The sequence below is a fragment of the Nitritalea sp. genome, assembly GCF_054166705.1.
On record NZ_JBSZCV010000018.1, the window covers coordinates 1 to 20,160 of the forward strand.

A 20,160-nucleotide genomic window follows, 5' to 3' on the forward strand; every position below is an offset into this window, starting at 1 on the left:
AAATTGTAGGAAAACGCGCGAAGCGGGGTCAGGAAAAGAATGGCAATGAAAATCTTTGCGGAAAGGCAAAGAGCTGCATTTCAGGGGAATTTGGAAAAAGCTTTGGATTTTGTAAAATGCCCGAAAGCGGCAGGATTTTCAAGAAGATGAAAATCATTTCTATTAAGCGATCCTGACCTGGGATTTATTGCGCGCATGCGTTTTCCTGGCAGGTTTTTTTAAAAGAAAGAAAAAGAAAAAATGATAAAAAGATCTGCCTGTTTCCTTTGTCCGTCGGCCCTGCACCTTCCCCTATACCCGTATAGGAAAAAGAGCAGGAACCCGGGAGCCTTTCTTCCAAAGGACAACTTCATTCAACATCCGGTTAACCACAGACAAGGGGTCACAGACCATATCCGGGGTTAACCGGTGTCCGGTAGCGAAAATTGAAGAAAAGCCATGGAAAGCAACAATCTTTATCACAAAACTTTGAAATACTTGTTTCTAGGCTTAGGAATAATAATGTTAATTATGTCCATTTTGTCTTGGTTCTTTCCTGAATACTTCTGGGTAAATGGTGAGAAAATGGAACAAAGCATCATTACCACCTCAGTTTTTGGAATAATTGGAATAGTTTGCTTCCTAATATTTATTGCTATTAAAGATAAATTTGTAATAGTAAATTTAGGGGGCCAAAATGTAACAATAAAAAATGGCGAGAACGAAAGAAAAATAAATTGGATGGAAGTGGAATCCCTTTCTCTCATACAGTTTGTTTACCCTCCATTGTATAAATTGAAAGTTAAAGGGGACAATAAAGTTTATTGGTTTAATACGGAAAATGAATTTATCAAAGCATCTGGCTTTGTAAAAGATTTGAGTGACATGGGAGACTTGATTCAGAAAAAGAAAAGAGAATTAGGAATTTAATTCTCCAAATCTATTGTCCATCAAACCATTAATTTCGTAAATTGAATAAAAAAAGTATGGCAAACCTCACTTTAAACAATAAGACATTAGAAAAGTATTTTGGCCTCTTGAAAGGCTTGGATAATCTTTCTAAGAAAAAACTGATCATCAAATTGACCGAGTCTCTTGATATAAAAGAAGAAAAGGTGGATTTGCGAACCATTTTTGGAGCATGGGAAGATGATAAAGATTCCGATGAAATCATTAAAGAAATAAGAGAATCTAGAATTGAAAAAACAGAAAATCCTGGTTTCGAATGAAGTATCTTTTAGACACCAATATCTGCGTCCATTTTTTAAGAGGCAAGTATGGATTGATAGAAAAGTTTGAACAGTTAGGTACGGAGAATTTTGCTATTTCAGAAATTACTTTGGCAGAACTGGTTTTTGGAGCTGAAAACAGTAGAAACCCTCAAAAGAATCTTGATTTAATTGAAGTCTTTGCTAATCAATTTTTTATCCTTCCGATTTTTAGCGCAATTTACTTGTATGGAAAAGAGAAAGCCCGATTAAGATCAATAGGCTTGCAGATCAGTGATTTTGACCTGTTGATTGGATGCACAGCAATAGAAAAAGACCTAATAATGGTGACAGAAAACTTGAAAGAGTTTCAAAGAATCTCAGGCATTAGGTTAGAAAACTGGGTTTCCAGATAAGAAAAACTTTCGCTAACATCACCTTTGGATACAACGGGCAGTTCAGAGTAAATTGAAAGTTTAGTACCTTGAAGAAGTTTGGAGTAGGCTGGAAGGGAACGGCTCCGAAAGCCCGCCGTCTCCAAGCTGAGGACCGTTATATCCAATGGGCAACCCAAAGATTGAAAGATTATTTAGTGCAGGGTTATGCCATTAACAGTGAATTATTGAGCAAACAAGGTCAAAAGATAATTGAGTTAAAAAACCAACTTGATATTTTAAGGGAAAGAACAAGAAAAAAAGCCAGCTCACCACAGGAAAAACTGATCTACGCCGTCGCAGATGCTGAAATAGCCCCTAACAAAAAATCTAAACCGATTGCGATTAGTAAGCAGTTTTTCAGAACAATTCTTTATTCCTCCTTTCTGACCTGCCGCTTTGGGCAAAAGTCCCTTTGGCCTCCGGCCAAAAGAAATGTCACACATTAAAAAGGATCATCCGAGTAGCGGGTCGGGCTAAGCTTCTCTTCTTTACTTTTAAAGCCCCCGAAACGATAGGTGAAGGCCAGTGTGCCGATTCGCGTCTCCATATTAAATAGGCGCGTCTGTGAAAAGCGTACATCCTCGGTTACTACACGATAAATACGTGTGTTTAGTATATCCGTCACATTAAGGCTAATCGTACCCTTTCCCTTTAACACCTCTCGGCGGATACCTAGATTGATCCCCCAGATAGGGTCTACTCGTCCCTGAGGGAGCACCACCGGTCCACGATAGTCTGCCATAAACTGTAGCGTTCCCACACGGGGAATGCCCCAGTTCCCCAGCAGATTCACACTCCAAGTGAACGCACTATTTTCCAACTCCTCTTGAATATTCGTCCCATCGAGCCGAGTGTAGAAAAAATTACCCGTAAGGGTCATATCTAGCACAGCTAGCGGCTGCACCTGGTTAATGAGCTCAAGTCCCGTATCTTGCTGGAAAGCCGCATTTTCCTGTAGCTGTACTACGCCATTATTTTCTAACAGCCCAAAGACACGCGTCATGGCCTGCTGTGTCCTGCGATGATACAAGGTACTGCTTAGCAGCCAGCGCTCCCAACCTTTTTCGAAGCCCAACTCATAACTATCTGTGAACTCGGGCAATAACTCAGGGTTTCCTAGGCGTGTATTTAACAGATCTTGTGCATTATAAAATGGAGCAAACTGACTCCAAGAAGGTCGGTTGATACGGCGACTATAATTCAGTAACAATGCGTTTTCCTCCCCTAATGTGTAGCGCAGATACGCACTTGGAAACCAGCTCAGGTATTCTTGGGTGTAACGCTTTCCAGAAACACCTTCCTCTCCACGTGTAAACGTTTGCTCGAGGCGCAGCCCTACTTGATAGGAGAAATCCCCCCATGCACGCTGATAACTAGAATAGGCTCCGATGACCCATTCATCGAAATCAAAAGTGTTCGTAATGGTATCATTAACCACAAAACTGCCCGTGGTTAAATCGAGCTGCTCGAAACGCTGACTGGGCCGAAAAAAACTAAAAGTGCCTTTCAGTCCAGCCTCTAACCTGCCATCCCCTGGGAGTGGGCGTGTGTAATCCAACTGAGAAATCCATAAATTCGAGCGAATCGGCCGCTCATAAATCTGATCCTGAAGTCGGCTAGGATCCTCTACATCGAAGGGATTGAAAAAACGCTGATCAAACCATTCGATACGTTCCTGGCGCGTATGCGCAAAACTCATAGAAGCGAACAGCTTTTGGCCGAGCGAATCGATCTGCCAGTCAAGGCTGCTGCCCAACTCTATATTATCAGCAAACTGATCCTCTGTCAAGGTCCGTACGAAGAGACTATCCTGCAGACGTTCCATATTTTGATGGCGCTGTTCGTAAATACGACTACGATCACGCGCATTTCTACTAAATCGGCTAAAGGCGGATAGTGTAGCGGCTTCCCCCAGCTGATAATCCAATGTAAAGTTGACTAAATGATTCGTATTACGATTTCGAGTATCAAAATCTTGATCTAAAAAAGGCGAAACACGCCCGCCAGGAGTGAATCGAAGACTCTCACTCAACTCAAAAATTTCCCGCTGCTGCATCGTATACGATAAGTTAAACAGGAAACGTTCATAGCCATAATTTAAATTAAATCCAGCCTGATACTTATCTCGTGTGCCGATAGAAGCATTCGCCTGACCATTAAGCCCAAGACGTGCATCTTTCTTCAGCACGATGTTAATGATACCCCCAACCCCTTGTGCATCGTAGCGAGCGGATGGATTGGTGATCAGCTCCACATCTTTAATACTATTGGCCGGAAATTGGGCTAAAATATTTTCTGTTTCCTCGGAGCTCATATTAGTAGGTCGCCCATTAATATATATAAGAATATTTCCCGATCCACGCATGGAAATCCCACCATTTTCGTCCACCTGCACAGAAGGCAGCGTATTCAGAAGCTCAGAAGCATTCGCTCCTTCGGCTAGAACACTATTTTCCACCTGATATACCCGCTTATCGATATCACTAGAAAAACCCGAAGTAACGCCACGAACGACGACCTCGTCGAGGTTTTCTGTGATCGGCTGTAACTGAATAGAACCTAGCCTACGCTCGCGACTCCCAACCTCTAAAGTCCTTTCATGAGCTTCGTAGCCGATAAAGCCTATCGATAACACATAACTTCCCGGAATACTACGGAACTGAAAGCTGCCATCTAACTCTGTAGTAACCCCTTTCACCAGCATACTATCCATGGCGGAAAGCAGCCTGACCGAGGCGAACGGTAAAGCCTCCTCCGTGGTGGCATCGAACACTTTACCACGTAAAAGAACCTCCTGAGCAGATAAAGGAAACCATGCCAAAAGCAAAAAAAGAAATAGTAATCGAATGAAGTAAGTCATCAAGTAGTTTTCATTAGCACATAAAATTCCTAATTACCCCATAAGAAAACAAGGCTATTTACATTAGTGGATAGGTCAAAGATGACAAACATGCCCCCCAGCCCATTATGTTGTTTATAAAATAAAACGCACCCCCTATGACTAGTGGAGCGCGTTTCATATAATTCGTTTTTTTTATTCGTAACGGATAAACATGGGGCTTTGCGCCTTCGGCGCAAAGCAAAAAACCTCTACACCCAGCAGCAGCCCTTACGCTTCCGCTAAATCTCCCTCCGCATACTCACTTACAGGAATACAGCTGCACATCAAGTTACGGTCACCATAAGCCGAGTCGATACGACGTACGGTCGGCCAAAACTTATTCGCCGCTACATACGGAAGCGGGAAAGCTGCCTTCTCACGAGAGTACGGCATCGACCAGTCGCTCGCCAGTACCAAGCGTGCAGTATGCGGCGCCTGCTTGAGGACATTCAACTCCCGATCTGCTTCACCACGCTCGATCTCACGAATTTCCTCGCGAATAGCCAGCATGGCGTCACAGAAGCGATCCAGCTCAGCCAGCGTCTCTGACTCCGTAGGCTCGATCATCAGCGTACCCGCTACCGGGAAAGACACCGTCGGCGCGTGGAAACCGTAGTCCATCAAGCGCTTCGCGATATCCTCCACTTCGATACCTACTTCTTTAAATCCGCGGCAGTCTACGATCATCTCATGTGCCGCACGGCCATTCGCTCCCGTGTATAAAATCGGGAAGTCAGCCTCCAAGCGGTACTTGATATAATTAGCATTTAAAATCGCTAGTTCAGTCGCGCGCGTTAAGCCCGCATCCCCCATCATCGCGATGTAGGCATAGGATATCGGTAAAATGCTGGCGCTACCAAAAGGCGCGGCGGAAATCGATGTAATGGCCTGCTCGCCCCCCGTTTTTACCAGCGGATTCCCTGGCAAGAAAGGAGCCAGATGAGCAGCTACGCAAATAGGGCCCATGCCAGGACCCCCTCCACCATGTGGGATACAGAAGGTTTTATGGAGATTCAAGTGACACACATCCGCACCAATTCGCCCTGGGCTGGTAAGCCCTACCTGTGCATTCATGTTGGCACCATCCATATACACCTGTCCACCATGCGCATGGATAGTAGCACAAATCTCCTGAATCGCCTCTTCGAAAACGCCATGGGTAGAAGGATAGGTCACCATCAGCGCCGCTAAATTTTCGGAATGCGCCTCGGCCTTCGCCTTCAGGTCAGCCACGTCGATATTACCGCGCTCATCACATGCGACCAGCACCACCTTCATGCCCGCCATCACCGCGGAAGCGGGATTCGTTCCATGGGCGGAAGTTGGAATCAACGCAATGTTTCGATGGGCATCCCCTCTGCTGAGGTGATACGCACGAATCACCATAAGTCCTGCATATTCTCCCTGCGCACCTGAATTTGGCTGAAGCGAAGTATCCGCAAAACCTGTAATTTCGGTTAGCCAGTTGCGCAAATTCTGGAACAACTCCTGATAGCCCCCCGTTTGCTCCTGAGGAGCATAAGGATGCAGCTGACCGAACTCAGGCCAGGTCACAGGAATCATTTCAGTGGTCGCGTTCAACTTCATCGTACACGAGCCCAAGGAAATCATGCTATGCACCAGAGATAGGTCTTTTGCCTCCAGGCGCTTGATATAGCGCAGCATCTCATGCTCGCTATGATAGCTATTAAATACGGGATGCGTTAAATATTCCGTGGTACGCTTTAAGCCGTCCGGCAGCACCACCTGTAGATCCTTCGTGAAAGCAGATAAATCAGGCGCAGCTACGCCCATCAACTTGGCGAATACCTCGACCACCTGCTGTACATCATGCAGCCCTTTCGCCTCATCGAAAGAGAGCAACACCGCATCCTTCTCATAGCGGAAGTTGAGCTCCGCATTCAGTGCCAAAGCTCGTAAACGCTCTAAAGCACTACCGCATAAATTGATGCGTAAGGTATCGAAATAGGTCTCATTCAACTGCTCGAAGCCCAGCTGCTCCAGCGCCGCTTCCGTAACCTTGGCCAGCCCATGGATACGCGCGGCCATCGCCTGCAGCCCTTTCGGACCGTGGTATACCGCATACATACTGGACATGACGGCTAGAAGCACCTGTGCGGTGCAAATGTTAGACGTCGCTTTTTCTCTTTTGATATGCTGCTCACGTGTCTGCAGCGCCATGCGGTAAGCCTTATTTCCATCTTTGTCGATAGACACCCCGATGATTCGCCCAGGTACCTGCCGCTTATAAGCCTCTTTCGTAGCGAAAAATGCTGCATGAGGTCCTCCAAAGCCCATCGGCACACCGAGACGCTGGGAAGTACCTACTACCACTTCTGCTCCCATTTCACCCGGAGGGGTGAGTAAGGTTAAGCTTAGCAGGTCGGTAGCACAGGCCACGAGAACCCCCTGCTCCTTCGCTGCTGCAAAAAGTGCCGCATAATCGATCACCTCTCCCGCAGCATTCGGATACTGCACGAAGATCCCGAAATAATCCGAATCTGTAAGATCCAACTCAGCTAAAGGTGCCACCACCAACTCGATTCCCACCGGTACCGCACGGGTTAAAAGCACATCGCGGGTCTGTGGAAATGTCGCCGCATCAACAAAAAACTTATTTGCCTGCTTTTTTTGGCGCGGACGAGAAGCATGTAACATGGTCATGGCCTCCGCCGCCGCTGTCCCCTCATCCAGAAGAGAAGCATTCGCGATCTCCATCCCTGTCAGCTCCATCACCAGCGTTTGATAGTTGATCAGCGCCTCTAACCTTCCCTGAGCGATTTCCGCTTGGTAGGGTGTGTAGGCCGTATACCAACCCGGATTTTCTAAAATATTCCGTAAAATCACCCCAGGCACCAGCGTATCGTAATAGCCCATGCCGATAAAAGAATTGAAGACTTTATTTTTGGAGGCTAGTGCCTTGAACTGCTTCAGGAAGTCCGCCTCGGAGAGGGGCGCCGGCAGCCGCATAGGGCCTTCATTACGGATAGAAGCAGGTATCGTCTCGGCGATAAGTTGCTCGAGAGACGCCACTCCTAATTTTTCCAACATCACGGTTACCTCCTGCTCGGTGGGTCCATTATGACGCTGCTCAAACGTTACAGATGGATGCAGATTAATGTTCATAAATTCGCTAAGGATCTATATAATTGGGTTATTCTGAACACCTTTTTCAGGTGCACAAATGTATGCATTATAAAGCGATAACACACTGGATTTGTTAAGAATTCCCATGAAGGAATGAGGAAGTTGATAAACGGTTTTAATCTTATCAAAACTTTGTATAGTTTTACCCGCTAAGAAATCAAAAAACATATTATGAAAGTTAGGTTTTTCCTTGCTGGAATGCTAAGCATCGGCTTAAGCTGGATGGTTAGCGCCCAAGATGCCACCACCCTGAAATATGGGAACACCATTACCGAAGACGATCTCCGTCGCCACCTCACCATCATGGCTGGAGAAGAGTTCGAAGGCCGAAACACGGGAGAAAAAGGGCAAAAGCTGGCTGCAGCCTACATTCGCGACTTTTTTAGCGACCTCGGCATAGCAGGCCCCGTGAATGGCTCCTACTACCAGGAGTTTGACTTGGCACGTGTTAACTACCCGAAAGTGGACCTAAAAATAGGCCGTACGAACATGGCTTATAACAAGGATTTTATCTTCATCGGGGACGTAGAAAAAACGAGCTCAGAAAAGGCTGATATTGTCTTCTTGGGAGAAGCTACCGAGGCGAACCTCCGCCAAGTAGACGTGAAAGGCAAGATCGCTGCCGTCTACGCTATCGGCGCACGCGCACAGAATGTGGTAAGATCCGTTATGGACGCTGGCGCAAAGGGTGTGCTCATCGTAACCATGGAAGGGCAAGAAAGCTTCGATCGCCTCGCGAGCCGCTACGCTTCTATGAGCCAAAGAGGACGCATGGGATTCGAGAAAAAAGGTGTAAATGAACCCATTTTCTTGACCAGCACTGGCCAGATGGCCAGCCTGTTCGGCCTAGACGAAGCAGGTCTTAAGGCCGCCGCCACAAACCCCGAAGGTATAAAGCCACTAAAAGCAAGCTTTAAAGTAACGAAAAACGTGGAGTACTTCCCGACAGAAAATGTGCTCGGCTTTATCGAAGGTTCCGAAAAACCAGAAGAAGTACTCATCATCTCCGCCCATTATGACCATACCGGCTTTAATACGGACGGCAGCATCAACTATGGCGCTGATGACAATGGCTCCGGAACTGTAGCCGTGATGGAAATGGCCGAAGCCTTTGCGCTAGCCGCTAAAGATGGCATCAAGCCGCGTCGCAGCGTGCTCTTCGCCCTTTGGACAGCAGAAGAAATCGGGCTTCTCGGCTCACAGTACTATGCCGAAAACCCAATCTTCCCCTTAGAAAATACGGTAAACAATTTAAACATCGATATGATCGGCCGTATTGACACCAACTATGAAAAAGAGGAAGACCAGAACTACCTCTATGTCATCGGATCTGAAGTGCTTTCTACCCACTTAAAAATGATCATCGATTACAATAACATCACCTATACAGGCTTAAATCTGGATTATCGCTACGACGCACCGGACGATCCGAACCGCTTCTACTTCCGCTCTGACCATTATAACTTAGCGAAGTATAATATCCCTTCGGTGTTTTTCTTTAACGGCGTGCACCCCGACTATCATACTCCTGCTGATACGGTGGATAAGATTGAATTTCCGCTTATGACCACACGGGCTCAGATGATTTTCTACACAGCTTGGGATCTGGCGAATAGAGCCGAACGTAACCCTGTTAATCGTGTAAATACAAGAGGCGAGCGATAAAACGCTGTCCAAACGAGTGAAATCATGTATACGCGGTAGTCGATAAAAATCGGCGCCATACCAGCCAAGAGCCTGTCCGTTTACGCGCGACAGGCTTTTTGTTTATTTTTTACTATTTTATAAAATTTTTCTAATTTTTCATGACATTAAAAATGACAAAACCACCGAATATTCTGATTTGGAATAGATCTTGCTTTCAGTTTTTGCACATTAATTAGAGCATGAGCTCTTTTTCTCCAAAAAACTATATTTGTCATGAAATTGAAAAAAGTTCTCATCAAGTACGGTGGGAACGCGATGACGACGCCCAGCTTACAAGCAGCTATCGCACAGGAAGTGGCAGGGCTGCGCGCAGCGGGCTATGCGCCGATAATCGCTCACGGCGGAGGCCCGTTTATTCAGGCAGCGCTTCAACAGGCGAACATCCCCTCTCATTTTATTCAAGGCCAGCGCTACACCAGCCAGGAGGCCTTGCAGGTTATTACACGCACCCTGATCGGTGAAGTCAATGCCAACTTAGTGGCTGTTTTTCAAGCCGCAGGATTGCAGGCAGTGGGGCTCTCGGGCCTGGATGCAGGCATGGTCCAGGCTAAGCGAAAACTTTTGCCGCCAGGCGATAACCAAGAAAGCAGCGCCCTCGATCTGGGAGAAGTCGGTGAAATCACAGCGACCGACACCCAGCTTATCGACTCCTTACTGGAAAAAGGCTTCACCCCTATCATCGCCTGCATCGCCAGCGCATCAGATAAAATCGGGGCTTATAATGTAAATGGCGACGACTTCGCTGCTGCTTTAGCCGGCGCCGTAAAAGCGGATCTGTTTCTCCTGCTTAGCGATGTGGATGGCCTCTATCGGAATTTTCCGGATCCAGCAAGCCTCATCCATGACCTTCCCTTATCGGAGCTAGAAGAACTCTATGGGGAGGCGATCAGCGGTGGGATGATCCCGAAGATGCAGGCCTGCGCCCGCGCTATCGCGCAAGGTTTAGGTGGCGCACTCCTCTTAAATGGAACGAAACCCGAACAATTCCGTCAATACTTTATAGAAAAGCGTATTGTCGGGACACATTTACACCCCTAAACATGCATAAAAAATGAAAAACATAGACTATCACCACATCGATCAGCAGCATCACCTGCGCACTTTTAACCGAATCCCCATCACCTTCGTAAAGGGGCGAGGTGCGCGGCTTTGGGATGCGGAAGGTCGGGAATATCTCGACATGCTGGCTGGTATTGCGGTAACGAATGTCGGACACTGCCATCCGAAAGTGGTGAAAGCCCTTCAAGAGCAGGCAGCCGAGCTCATGCATATCAGTAATTTTTTCGTTTCGCCGCCACAGGTGGCCCTCAGTAAATTACTCACCCACCTCTCCGGGCTGGAGCGGGTCTTTTTCACAAACAGTGGAGCAGAGTCTGTCGAAGGTGCCGTGAAAATCGCACGCCGCTATGCACATGCCAAAGGCCGTGGTGGAGAAATCATCTCCTTCGAAGGGGCTTTCCATGGCAGGACCCTGGCCACCATTGCCAGTGGACAAAAAAAATACCAAGAAGGCTTTGCCCCCATCCCCGGAGGATTCCGGCAGGTACCCTTCAGCGACTTTGAGGCAGTAGCCTCAGCTGTTTCGCAAGAAACTGCCGCCGTCCTCGTGGAACCCATCCAGGGAGAGGGGGGCGTGCGCCCTGTTTGTCCCCACTTCCTAAAAAAACTACGCAAGCTCTGTGACGAACAGGACATCGTCCTTATTTTCGATGAAATTCAGTGTGGTATCGGACGTACCGGCCACTGGTTCGCAAAGGACTATTATGAGGTCCAGCCCGACATGATGACCTTGGCAAAAGGGCTCGGAGGAGGCATCCCCATCGGCGCATTTTTAACCAATGATAAGGTAGCCGCTGCCGTGCAGTTTGGCGACCATGGAACCACCTTCGGAGGAAACCCCCTAGCCACCGCCACTGCCTTGGCCACGCTCCAGGTGATCCAAGAGGAAAAATTGCTCGCACACACCCAGGAAATGGGCCAGCTGCTACGCGAGGAAATAAAAAACATACAAGCCGACTTTCCCGAAATCGAGGAAATTCGCGGCAAGGGCCTCATGCTCGGCATTGTCTTCAAGCAAGAGACCCTTCCCATCATGCGTGCCCTGCTCAAGGAGCGTGTGGTCGCCAATGCCACCGCCGGGAATGTGCTACGCCTTGTGCCTCCCTTGACTATTTCGGAGGAGGAAATTTTCCGCTTCAGCTTGCGCCTGCGCAAAGTCCTCCAAACGCTTCAACTTTCTTCTCAACAAGCTTTACAGCATGACTCCAAATAAAATTAAGGCCGCGATCGTGGGAGCATCCGGGTTTACAGGCTCCGAAATGGCGCGCCTACTGCACCAACACCCTCAGGTGGAGCTCGTGGGCATCACCTCCGAAAGCCATACAGGCAAACCCTTTTCCACGCTTCATCCTCAGTTTCTGGGCAGCATCGACCTACCCCTTATCTCTGCCGAAGAGGTACCCGACTTGGGAGCAGATGTCCTCTTTCTGGCCCTCCCTCACCGTGTGAGCATGGACTATGTGGCACGCTGGCATGACCTAGGCGCTAAAATCATCGATTTCAGCGGGGATTTCCGACTCTCCAGTCCGGAGGTCTACACCGAGTGGTACGGGGAAACACATCGCTACCCCGAAGGCTTCGGAAAGGCGGTTTATGGCCTACCTGAACTCTATGCCCCTGCGATACGGCAGGCGAACCTAGTTGCTAATCCCGGCTGCTACCCCACAGCCTCCCTTTTGAGCTTAGCACCGCTGGTGCAAAAGGACCTCATCGAGCTGGACTCCATCATCATCGATGCCAAGTCGGGCCTTACGGGAGCGGGGGTGAAAGCCAGTGCCGGCACACACTTTTCAGAGGTAAATGAAAATTTTAAGGCTTATGGCTTGGGCGTTCACCGCCACACCATCGAAATCGAAGAACAGCTCGGCAGGCAGCGCGAAAACATTCCCCTCCAGGTACAGTTCACCCCTCATCTGCTTCCACTGGACCGGGGAATTTTGGTGACAGCTTACGCCAAAGCCAAAGCAGGCATAGACGCAAACACTCTGCAGAAGGCCATAGAAGGCTTTTATGCAGATAAACCGTTCGTCCACGTCGTCCCGGAAAGCCCGGGGATAAAAACCGTACGCGGCAGCCACTTTGCTGCGCTACACCCCTTTTTCGACGCCAGAACAGGGCGCATCATCATGACCTGCGCCATCGACAACCTACTCAAAGGAGCCGCCAGTCAAGCCCTCCATAACATGAATCTGATGCTTGGACTGCCTGAAACGCTCGGTCTGGAGCAGCTCCCCTTGAAACCTTAAGAATAAAACGAAATGATTAAAAATATAGCCCATATTAAAGGATTTAAATGTTGGGGTGCCCACACGGGTGTCAAATCCATGCGACGAGACCTCGCTATCATTTATTCCGAGTACCCGGCCAGTGTCGGCGCTGTTTTTACCCAAAATAAAGTCCGTGCAGAACCGGTTGAAATCAGCGAGGCCCATGTAAAAATGAGGCAGCGCGCCCGTGTGATCGTCTGCAATGCGGGAAATGCGAATGCCTGCACCGGAGAACAGGGGCGTCTGGGGGCAGAGGCCATGGTAAACGTAACTGCAGAGCTTTTAAAAGTTCCTAAGGAAGAGGTTATCGTCGCCTCCACGGGCCTCATAGGAGAACCCTTCCCCACCGATGACGTGGTGAACGGCATCCGAGAAAACGTGCATAAACTGAGTAAAGACACAAAAGCAGGCTCTTTCGTCGCCAATGCCATCCTGACCACCGATACCTTTGCGAAAGAAGATTACAGCGAGTTCACACTGGACGATAAAATAGTCAGCATGGGTGGCGTGGCCAAAGGCTCCGGCATGATCCATCCGAATATGGCAACCATGCTGGCTTTCGTGGCAACAGATGCTGCCATCGAAGGAGAGCTCTTACAGGAGGCCGTTCGTTACTGTGTAGACCGAACCTTTAATATGATTACCGTAGATGGTGACACTTCCACAAATGATATGGTAGCCGTATTGGCCAATGGCCAGGCGGGAAATGAGTCCATTACCAGCATGGAAGATCCACGCTACCTACTGTTCCGGGAGCAACTACTCCACATGCTCACCAATCTCGCGAAACTCATTGTCTCGGATGGTGAGGGGGCCTCGAAATTTGTGGAATATCGGGTAAGTAAAGCTCGTTCTGAAGAAAATGCCCGCAAGCTGATACGAAGTATTTCCGATTCCACCTTGGTGAAGACCGCCATGTTCGGAAGAGATCCCAACTGGGGGCGTATCATTGCGGCCTGCGGAAATGCAGGAATTCACTTCAATTATAAAAAGGTGAACCTAGCCATAGGAGACAAGGAGCACATGGTGCAGGTCTTAGAAAGAGGCCAGCCTCTCGCCTTTGACAAAAACTATGTGAAAAAGCTGCTTCGCGAATCCAATATCATCGTACATCTAGAGCTAAACACTGGAAAAGAAGAGGCCGTCGGCTGGGGGACAGACTTGACGACAGATTACGTCATGTTTAATTCCGTCTATACGACATAGGTGGAAAGCTCGCATGCAGAAAACAACCAATCTTTAGCCACCAGTTGCGTTTGCGGCTGGTGGCATTTTTTGTTCTACCTGCACCGTGCTGATTGGGTACACGATGCGCAGGTCTGCATGCTGCCGTAGTGTTTCCAGCACCTGCTCAGAAATACGGTCCTCGAAACCTCGTCTTTTTCGCGGATCGCAGAGATAACGCATGGTGAGGCGAATACCGCGCTCCTGTATCGACAAATAGACGATAGGGGTAAAATGTCCAAAACTGATCAACTGATCTTTGTGCGCGCGATGTAAAGCCGCTTCAATTTGCTTAAATTCCGCCTTGCAGGTAGCATGTAAGATATCGAGAAGCAGTTGCTTGGCTTTTTTGAAGTTACTGTCTAGGCTTAGCATCACATGCTGTTCATGCCAGATGTAGTTAAAACCCTGGGAATAATTGGCCTGTGCTTCCATAAAAACCTTCGCATTTGGCACATGGACGATACGTCCTGTCGCTTGATCCGCATCTACCCAGTTCCCTACCTCCAGCAGGCTAAACTGAAACAAGCGTAGATCGACCACATCACCTTTTATATTCCCGACCTGGATACGATCCCCCACATCGAAAGGCTTTTTCCAGTAGATGAACAGCCAGCCCGCTAAGTTGACAAAAATATCTTTCAGTGCGATGGCAATACCTGCGGACAGTAGCCCGAGGAAGGTGGTGATGGATTGGAAGTTGGTAATCCAAATATTTCCAATCAGCAGGAGAGCGATGATAGCGAAGGTATACTGAATCGTTTTTTTGTAGTGAAACACTTTACGCATTTCTACCTCCTTCACATTCCGTTCCAGCACAGTATAAGCTACTTTTTTAAGTAGCCATACCGCGAGCAAGATCGCCACGGTGCTGTAGATATCATACCGAAGGGCTTTGGGCAGCCATTCCTCTAACTGATCGATCATGCAGCAAGATAAAAAACCTGAGGGCAAAAAAAAACTCCGGTTACTACCGGAGCCTTTTTTAATCAGTATGAAGAAAGTTAAACTAATGTGCTTATGGATTGATGTTAAAGCGAAGCAGTCTGTAGTTAGCAGCTGCACGCACCTGCTCATTTCCGACAAGCTCAAGTATTACAGATACTTGTGCACCTTGATTTTGAACAGGAAGTATTTCGATAGCTGCAGTACCAAAGCTTTCACCCGCGGGGATTACAAAAGAACCCCCATCCACTAATCGATAATGAACACCTTCGGTCGCCGTAGTACCTTCAGTAGCCACACGGAAGGTAAGCGTCTGGTCTACTTGAAAGTGTGGAGCGATAAGGTTTACCTGCTCAGAGCGAACACCTGCACCCTGCGTTACGGTCCGTACGATGTTCGGGTTAGTAGCCACCGCATCAAATTCGATCTGCGCCTGATCTCTGAAAACGCGCGTCTGCTCTACATCCTCGATACATCCGGAAAAGAAACCAAGGCTCAGCAGGAAGAAGAAACTTAAAATTTTTGCTTTCATAAGTAAAAGATATTAATAGCCAAAGTTTTGAACAAGATTAGGATTGATCTCCAGATCCCCTGTCGGAAGCGGAGCCAGAATGCGCTCATCTGTGAAAGAAATGACTTCACCGATAAGATCTACTGCTGATTTATCAATGTCCATACCATAGCGCTTCAGGTCAAAGAAGCGATGCCCCTCACCAATCAACTCCAGACGTCTTTCTGTCAAGATCTCCATGATTAAATCCTGACCTGTTGCTGTTGCCTCATATTCAGGCCCAAGGCTACGTTTCTTCAAAATATTTAAGTTTTGATGGGCCATAGCTGTATTTCCTAGCTGCGCATAGGCTTCCGCCAAAATTAAGTACATTTCAGATACACGAAAGACAGTGATATTATCACGATTCGGATCACCTGTATTGCCATTATACTTATGTAACTCAATAGTTCCGATTGGATTAGGACGCTGAGCTATGTCGACTGGAATAAAAAGACCTGCTCGAACATCCGTTGGTTCTAATAGGTCAATAACTTGCTGTGCTGGTGTAAAATCACCATTACCGATATAATCTGGTACATTACGCGTTCCTGAACTCACATAGATGGACATTGGAGAGGTATTCGGCCCTTGGTTTTCTTGCGTTTGGAACTCAAAGTACCAAATCGCCTCACGATGCACCGGCTCATACCAGTCATCTACGTAAGAAGCACGCGTAGAAAGTTGACCTATACCTGATGCAATGGCAGCTTCGGCATATTCAATCGCTTTTTCCCAGCGACCTGCATAAAGTGCTGCACGAGCACCGATGGCCTGTGCACCAGCCTGCGTAATTCTTGCACGCGTTCCGCTATTATTCATTAAAGAAATAGCTTCATCCACATCATCGAAAATAGCGTCATACACGTCATTGATGGGAGCACGTGGAGGGAAAGTCACATCTTCAATAGATAAAATAGCCTCTCTAACTAATGGAACACCACCAAAATCTCTACCTTCCACGATAGCAGTAGGGAAGTAGGCATAAATCGCGTTCAAGTGCAGGTAATGCAAGGCTCTGAAGGCAAAAGCTTCTCCTACAATTTGATCCGGTAAGGCCTCACGACCTTCAATCACGATATTTAAGTGAAGCATGGAACTATAGTTTGCCCATACACCCATATGCGCCCGAAAGCGGTTCTCATATTGCGCGGCGAAAGTTCCTCTATTTTGATTTCTAGTAAAGTTATCTGCCATTACCTCTGGCAAAACTAATAGATTAGAACCCATTCGGCCAGAACCTCTATAGCTTCCGTAAACATCGATAAGCAGAGGCTCCAAAACATCAGGAGAAGAAAGTGCGACATCCACTGAGATAGATTGTCTCGGCTCCGTATCCAAAAGATCAGAACAAGCAACCGTGGAAGCGATTACAGATGCCGCTAGTAATGATTTATATATTCGTTTCATTGTGTTGTCTATTAAAATCCAAATTGTACACCGATCGTATAATTCTTAGCAGGAGGGAAAATACCTGTAGAAGTTCCACCTGTAAATTCTACATCAAGACCAGTAAAACGATCTAATGTCCACAAATTGATACCCTGTGCATAGAACTTCATGGTGCTCACACCGATGCGCTGCAAATACTGCTGAGGAACCATATAAGCTAAAGAAACCTGCTTTAAACGGATATAAGATAGATCCTGTAAAGTTCTTCCTGTACCTACACCGATAGCCCCTAGTTCAGCCTGCGTATTCGGTCTTGGCATCGAGACAATGTCTCCAGGATTGCTCCACGTGATGTCATTCAGTCTATTGTACAGATTTAAACGCATCTCGTAAGGATTGTAAGAGAAAGATCCTGTACCGTCTGTACCCAATTTTCCATAATCGTACTGGAACATGAAATCGAAAGTCCAGTTTTTGTACGTAAAGGTGTTCAACCAGCCTCCGAAGAAATCAGAGTTAGAATTCCCTAAGATCACACGATCATCCATATCATCTCCTAAGGTAGAACCTGAAGTAGGCTGATACGTGATCTCACCATTTCTATCATAATACATCGGACGACCTGTAGCAGGATTCACACCCGCCCAGCGAGCAGCAACCCATAGGTTAAGCGGTTGACCGACTTGTCGAGACGCCCCATCATTAGTTTGTCCTTCGAAAAGACTTAATAACTCCTGATCTTGGAAAGCAATGTTGAAATTAGTATTCCAACGGAAGGTACCTGTATTGATTACCGCTCCATCGATCGCAATTTCAATCCCTCTGTTGTCTAAAGATCCTACATTTTCGTTTATAGAACCGTAGCCAGAAGTGTTTGGCAAATTACGACTTAAGAGCATGTCCGTAGAACGTCTTCTGTAGACGTCCACACTACCTGTGATACGACCCTGAAGTACCGCATAATCTACACCGAAGTTAATTGTCGTCTGCGTCTCCCAAGAAAGGAAATTGTTTCCTAATCCACTCACTGTTAAACCAGGAATATTTAAGTAGTTAGAAGCTCCCGCAGAAGAAATAAGTGCTCGAGAAGCGAAGTTGTCAATACGGTTGTTACCCGCAGTACCGATACTGGCGCGTACCTTAAGATCTTCCAAGATTCGAGAGTCTTTCAAGAAACCTTCTTCGCTAAGTACATATGCTGCTCCGATAGATGGGAACAAACCCCAACGGTTATCGACTCCAAAACGAGAAGATCCATCATAACGTAGTGTACCGTTTACAGTCAACTTATTACGGAAGTTGTACTTCAAGTTCGTAAATGCACCCGCATTTTTCCAAATCGTAAAGAAACCTCCTGCACCTGTTGGCTCAGCAGCTGACTGGATCGTACGGAAAGAAGGGGTCGGGAAACCTTGAGCACTCGCAGAGAATCCTTCGCGAGATTCCTCTCTATATTCCACGCCAAGTAAAACATCTATTCGATGATTATCATCAATCTTCAAGTTGTAATTTAACTTCTGCGTCGTAATCCAGTTGATGTTGTTCTGGTACTGAGCAAAAGCAGACCCTTGCACGTTACGACCACCAAAAGAGCGTGGATCCGTATAACGTGTTTCTTCAATCGCTCTGTAGTCTAAACCATAGAAGGAAGTAAAGGTCAAGTTACGACGGATTTTATACGTGATGTTGAAATTACCGTTCAACTGATTTGTTCTGTTAAAGCGCTCATTCATGCTAAGCGACTTTAGTGGATTCTCCTGAAGAATACCAGGAAGCGGCTCATTAAACTCACCGTCTTCACGGAATATAGGAGCAAAAGGTAAAATACCTAAACCAGCAAACATCGGATTCTCAAACTGCGTACCCCCCGTAACCGTAGCATTCTGTGCTGTCGTACTAAGGTTGGTCTGTGTAGAGAAACTTAACTTGTCATTGAACTTATGATCAATGTTGAAACGAATATTCGCACGCTCAAAATCAAACTGGCGCACTTGTCCCTCCTGCTTGTTATACGCTGCTGAGATAAAGAAACGCGTCTTCTCATCACCACCAGAGGCCGATAACTCGTAATTACGAATACGACCCGATTGGGATAAAATCTCACCTAACCAATCATACGTAGGAATTCCATTTACAAATTCGTTGAAATCTTCGATAGGAAGCTCGCCTAATGCAGGATTCGTTAAACCCAGCGGAGCCCAGCTTGCAGAGGTTATTCCCGCTAAAGCATTTCTTCGTGCTAAACCTTCAAGTGTATTTGCTGGGTTAGTAGCTGCAAAACGTGAATAAAAGTTTCTGTTGGCTTGTAACCTATAATTGATAAACTCCTGTGAATTCATCATGTCTAGCTGACGAATCGGCTCTACAGACCCGATGTAGGTATTGAAGTTGATCTTCGTCTTACCTGCCTTACCTCGTTTGGTTGTGATAATGACCACACCATTAGCCGCCTGCGCACCATAAATCGATGCTGCAGCATCCTTTAATACCTCGATCGATTCGATATCGTTCGGGTTGATGGAGGCTAGAGGGTTCGTACTTACGTTAGAAGCTCTGTTCTCGTCGTTAAATTGTACACCATCCACGATATAGAGTGGATTGTTACCCGCATTGATAGAGCCCTGACCACGAATACGCACCCGAACGCCAGAACCCGGGATACCACTTGCATTCTGAACAAGTACACCCGCAGCACGACCCTGAAGGGCGCGATCAAAAGACTGTAAAGGCAAGTTCTCAATCACCTCACCTCGAACAGAAGAGATAGAACCCGTAATCTCACGCTTGGTCTGTGGAAGATAACCCGTTACGATCACCTCATTAAGACCTGTAATTTCCGATAATAAAATCACATCGATGATCGACTGATTCCCTACCGTTACTTCTTGCTTCTTGTAACCCACAAAGGAGAACTCCAAAACGTCTGAATTCGCATTCACACGGATAGAGAAACGACCATCAGCGTCCGTTACAGTACCACGAGTAGACCCTTTTAAAAGGATCGTAGCTCCGGGAACGGGAAACCCATCATCGTCCGAAACCACCGTACCCGAAATTATGCGTTCTTGACCGAACGCCACCACGCTGGTCAATAGGAGCATAAGCCCTAGGAGTAGAAATTTTCGCATAGTTTGATTATTTAGATAGTTCAAACATACACTTTTCGATTTTTGTATCCATAGAAAATTACGCTTTTGATTTTAATGGCCGTATCTTATTCCCAGCGGTCAGAATAATGGGTGAAAATAGATGTAGCTACATGAAAAACCAGCCTAACTACAAGTTTATCTCACAAAATCAAGCTATTAAAGGATTCTTAAGCACAATAAGAGCTGCTAAAACATAAAATTTCGCCTTATTTATG

At 46.9% G+C, this 20,160-nt stretch carries 15 protein-coding genes; 9 read left to right on the top strand and 6 right to left on the bottom strand.

Features of this window, described 5'->3' with window-relative positions; translation table 11 throughout:
* Positions 1-438: 438 nt before the first annotated feature.
* From ACXIT9_RS12840 to ACXIT9_RS12855, 4 genes are all read left to right on the top strand, one after another.
* Positions 439-909: a hypothetical protein gene (locus tag ACXIT9_RS12840; RefSeq protein ID WP_458056643.1), complete on the top strand. Its 471-nt coding sequence runs from the start codon at positions 439-441 to the stop codon at positions 907-909.
* A gap of 56 nt (positions 910-965) precedes the next feature.
* Complete coding sequence (locus tag ACXIT9_RS12845; protein ID WP_458056644.1) at positions 966-1,208, top strand: hypothetical protein; 243 nt, start codon at positions 966-968, stop codon at positions 1,206-1,208.
* Entirely contained in the window at positions 1,205-1,603 is a 399-nt protein-coding gene (locus ACXIT9_RS12850) for a PIN domain-containing protein (protein ID WP_458056645.1), read from the top strand. Before ACXIT9_RS12845 ends, ACXIT9_RS12850 begins: the two co-directional genes overlap by 4 nt.
* A 68-nt stretch (positions 1,604-1,671) precedes the next feature.
* Positions 1,672-2,070 carry a hypothetical protein gene (locus tag ACXIT9_RS12855; protein ID WP_458056646.1) on the top strand — a complete coding sequence of 133 codons (399 nt, stop codon included), beginning with the start codon at positions 1,672-1,674 and terminating at the stop codon, positions 2,068-2,070.
* Here ACXIT9_RS12855 and ACXIT9_RS12860 read toward each other — a convergent pair.
* Complete coding sequence (locus ACXIT9_RS12860; protein WP_458056647.1) at positions 2,067-4,445, bottom strand: TonB-dependent receptor domain-containing protein; 2,379 nt, start codon at positions 4,443-4,445, stop codon at positions 2,067-2,069. The genes ACXIT9_RS12855 and ACXIT9_RS12860 overlap by 4 nt on opposite strands.
* A gap of 288 nt (positions 4,446-4,733) precedes the next feature.
* Positions 4,734-7,631 (bottom strand): aminomethyl-transferring glycine dehydrogenase, encoded by a 2,898-nt coding sequence (gene gcvP, locus ACXIT9_RS12865; RefSeq protein WP_458056648.1) that lies wholly within the window; start codon positions 7,629-7,631, stop codon positions 4,734-4,736.
* Between the two features lie 192 nt (positions 7,632-7,823).
* Between gcvP and ACXIT9_RS12870 the strand changes: the two genes are divergently transcribed.
* From ACXIT9_RS12870 to argJ, 5 genes are all read left to right on the top strand, one after another.
* Complete coding sequence (locus tag ACXIT9_RS12870) at positions 7,824-9,317, top strand: M28 family metallopeptidase (RefSeq protein ID WP_458056649.1); 1,494 nt, start codon at positions 7,824-7,826, stop codon at positions 9,315-9,317.
* Positions 9,318-9,572: 255 nt separating this feature from the next.
* A complete protein-coding gene (argB, locus tag ACXIT9_RS12875; RefSeq protein WP_458056650.1) occupies positions 9,573-10,397 on the top strand; it encodes an acetylglutamate kinase in 825 nt (274 codons plus the stop codon).
* Between the two features lie 13 nt (positions 10,398-10,410).
* A complete protein-coding gene (locus ACXIT9_RS12880; RefSeq protein ID WP_458056651.1) occupies positions 10,411-11,631 on the top strand; it encodes an aspartate aminotransferase family protein in 1,221 nt (406 codons plus the stop codon).
* A complete protein-coding gene (gene argC, locus ACXIT9_RS12885; protein ID WP_458056652.1) occupies positions 11,618-12,664 on the top strand; it encodes an N-acetyl-gamma-glutamyl-phosphate reductase in 1,047 nt (348 codons plus the stop codon). Before ACXIT9_RS12880 ends, argC begins: the two co-directional genes overlap by 14 nt.
* A 12-nt stretch (positions 12,665-12,676) precedes the next feature.
* On the top strand, positions 12,677-13,891 hold the full coding sequence (gene argJ, locus ACXIT9_RS12890; RefSeq protein ID WP_458056653.1) for a bifunctional glutamate N-acetyltransferase/amino-acid acetyltransferase ArgJ: 1,215 nt from the start codon (positions 12,677-12,679) through the stop codon (positions 13,889-13,891).
* Between the two features lie 33 nt (positions 13,892-13,924).
* Here the strand turns inward: argJ and ACXIT9_RS12895 are convergent, their stop codons facing one another.
* The 4 genes from ACXIT9_RS12895 to ACXIT9_RS12910 form a co-directional block, all read right to left on the bottom strand.
* Complete coding sequence (locus ACXIT9_RS12895; protein WP_458056654.1) at positions 13,925-14,836, bottom strand: mechanosensitive ion channel family protein; 912 nt, start codon at positions 14,834-14,836, stop codon at positions 13,925-13,927.
* A gap of 91 nt (positions 14,837-14,927) precedes the next feature.
* Positions 14,928-15,386, bottom strand: coding sequence for a DUF4843 domain-containing protein (locus ACXIT9_RS12900; protein ID WP_458056655.1), 459 nt, complete (start codon positions 15,384-15,386; stop codon positions 14,928-14,930).
* A 12-nt stretch (positions 15,387-15,398) separates the two neighbouring features.
* Positions 15,399-16,814 (bottom strand): RagB/SusD family nutrient uptake outer membrane protein, encoded by a 1,416-nt coding sequence (locus ACXIT9_RS12905; protein ID WP_458056656.1) that lies wholly within the window; start codon positions 16,812-16,814, stop codon positions 15,399-15,401.
* A gap of 11 nt (positions 16,815-16,825) precedes the next feature.
* Positions 16,826-19,924, bottom strand: coding sequence for a SusC/RagA family TonB-linked outer membrane protein (locus ACXIT9_RS12910; protein WP_458056657.1), 3,099 nt, complete (start codon positions 19,922-19,924; stop codon positions 16,826-16,828).
* Between the last annotated feature and the right edge of the window lie 236 nt (positions 19,925-20,160).